This is a genomic window from Morganella morganii H1r (genome assembly GCF_000633515.1).
GTDB classification, from domain to species: domain Bacteria; phylum Pseudomonadota; class Gammaproteobacteria; order Enterobacterales; family Enterobacteriaceae; genus Morganella; species Morganella morganii_B.
The window spans coordinates 1-2,156 of the sequence record NZ_AYMP01000109.1 but is presented as its reverse complement, the minus strand read 5'-3'; the positions used below and the strand labels follow the sequence as shown (position 1 = coordinate 2,156).

The window sequence follows — 2,156 nt, the reverse complement described above, 5'->3', positions numbered from 1 at the left end:
ACATTACGCGGGTAGGATCATCAATCCATGCTTTTAGATGTTGCTCTGAATCCGGATATTCATTCCAAAAATCACGCAATGTTCGTATTGATATTATTTTCATTGTTAACTTATTGAATTAAGAGGCTTTGTAAAAAATCCCAGCATGGGACTTTCAAAGTATAGTATCATTAACGGATAATATCAATAAATACTTATCCCACCTTGGGACTTACAGATGTTTTCTAATAAACCTCTAAGGAAAGTGGGGATATAAGGCGAATTTTGCTAAATTATCTCATTATTTTTAATACCAGCCTCACCATATGGGGTATCACGGATAGTTTCTAAATCTTTTTTCCAGCCTGTAAACCAGTTATCAGGATCGTTTCCGGTAAGTATCGTTTGTAACCAGTTTGCTGCAGAACGATGGTTTGCATTCTGAAACCATATGGGGTGATGTTGACCAATCACTGACCACCAATCAAAATCTTGCTCCGGAGGGGTAAAATCGTATGTGTTCTTGGTCAGGTGAGTCCCTTTCGTTTTGAGAAAAATAAAAAAATCCGTCAGAGCTGAGTGTCCACCAGAACCCATACCACTCTTAAGATAAAAGGAATTTACAAACCCCATACTTATATGACCAGTATCTTTGTTTTTACGCAAAATTAGCAGGCTACCAGTATGAAGCCCTTCGCAAATACGGATGAATTCAAAGGTGTAATTAGCTTTGTTGTCTGGTATGAAAAATTTACTGTAGTCCACGCTACTTATGCGGGTTACTTCAAATGGTGAATCTTCACCTGTCAGCAGCCAATTATTACTGACGCTAAACTGTTTTGTTATTTTTTCGGCTAAGTCGAATGTCATTTCACACTGGCCTTCTTTTATATCCATAAGTACACCCGGAGTTGTTCCAAGATAGCAGGCAGCTCTGACGAACTCCTTTATACCGGCAGGATGGTCTTTGTAAGGCCAGCCAAAAAAACCATCTTCAAGCAGTCGGTCAAGAAGCCACTGTAATCGTTTACCTGTTTGCTGTTGCCAGTGTTCACGCATCGTTAAAAGGGGAAGCTCATTTGCAGGCGGTGTATAATATTCCCTAAGTGCAATACGAATTTCGCCTTCTACTGAACGTTCGTGTTTCATCGCCGACTGCTCAATGAGCAGGTAAAGTGAATCATCTACATTTCGAGCCTGAACCTTTGCCATATCTTATCCCTTTTATTTCGAAGTAAAATAGCTTAAAAACAAAATATCACAAAGTGAATGCATTGCGAGTTTTTTTGTATTCACTTATCAGTTTTTTTTGTTAGTTGAATTCACATAAGGTAATTCAGGAAGGTGTCGTTTTTTTATTCAGCGTCTTTTGAGTATACCCCTGCGTCACACCCTGAAATGCAGCCATTTTTCTATTGGATCATGACCTATCTGTCACGTATATTATGATCATCATTTAAGTGTCATAAACGGGTGATAAATGTACATTCACGGTTACCTCCGCGCATCAACAAAAGAGCAGGATGCTCTCCGGGCCAAAAACAGGATGAAAGCCTTTGTGGAAGAAAAAGGATTCCGGATGGCGAGCTGGTACACCGAAAATGTCTCCGGGGCGTCACTACAACGACCGGAACTTTTACGGCTGCTTGATGACGCTGCGCCCGGTGACATTATTCTCATCGAGCAGGTTGATCGCCTTTCACGCATGGATGAGGATGGCTGGCAGAAATTAAAGCACCTTATCAGTGAAAAAAACCTGGTGGTTGTCAGTCTTGACCTTCCGACGAGCCATATGGCGCTGACATCACCTGCCGGTGATGAGTTTACCCGGGCAATGCTTAAGGCGGTTAACGGGATGATGCTTGATATGCTGGCTGCGATAGCCCGCAAAGACTACGAGGATCGCCGCCGTCGCCAGAAAGAAGGGATTGTGAAAGCGAAAGCAGCCGGAAAATACCGGGGCCGCCGGGCTGATGAGCAGTTGCATAAAAAAATCATCGAACTCCGGGTCAAAAACAGACAGAGTATCCGTGATACCGCGAGGTTGTGTGGTGTTTCTGAACGGACGGTTATACGGGTTGTTAAATTCAGTACAGGCACCTGATATATATTTTGAATATCAGGTTTATAGTGTCTGTATGCTGCCCGAATGCTCAGTTGGTAATCCCCCCATTTTT

Annotated in this window: 2 protein-coding genes and 1 pseudogene; 1 reads left to right on the top strand and 2 read right to left on the bottom strand. The window is 42.3% G+C overall.

The genetic code is table 11. The annotated features are described in order from the left end of the window. Both U868_RS26110 and U868_RS0123205 read right to left on the bottom strand, forming a co-directional pair. Positions 1-103 (bottom strand): annotated as a pseudogene (locus U868_RS26110) (type II toxin-antitoxin system HigB family toxin); the annotation flags it as partial. A gap of 164 nt (positions 104-267) precedes the next feature. Then, the gene (locus U868_RS0123205) at positions 268-1,191 is read right to left on the bottom strand and encodes a hypothetical protein (protein WP_025155358.1); all 924 of its coding nucleotides are present in this window, start codon (positions 1,189-1,191) and stop codon (positions 268-270) included. Between the two features lie 268 nt (positions 1,192-1,459). Here U868_RS0123205 and U868_RS0123200 point away from each other — a divergent pair, with 268 nt between their 5' ends. Beyond that, complete coding sequence (locus U868_RS0123200) at positions 1,460-2,083, top strand: recombinase family protein (RefSeq protein ID WP_025155357.1); 624 nt, start codon at positions 1,460-1,462, stop codon at positions 2,081-2,083. Positions 2,084-2,156: the final 73 nt, after the last annotated feature.

What these genes read in the sequence shown, in the direction of transcription:
- U868_RS0123200 (WP_025155357.1), top strand. Translation starts at nt 1,460, where the DNA reads ATGTACATTCACGGTTACCTCCGCGCATCAACAAAAGAGCAGGATGCT.
- U868_RS0123205 (WP_025155358.1), bottom strand. Translation starts at nt 1,191, where the DNA reads ATGGCAAAGGTTCAGGCTCGAAATGTAGATGATTCACTTTACCTGCTC.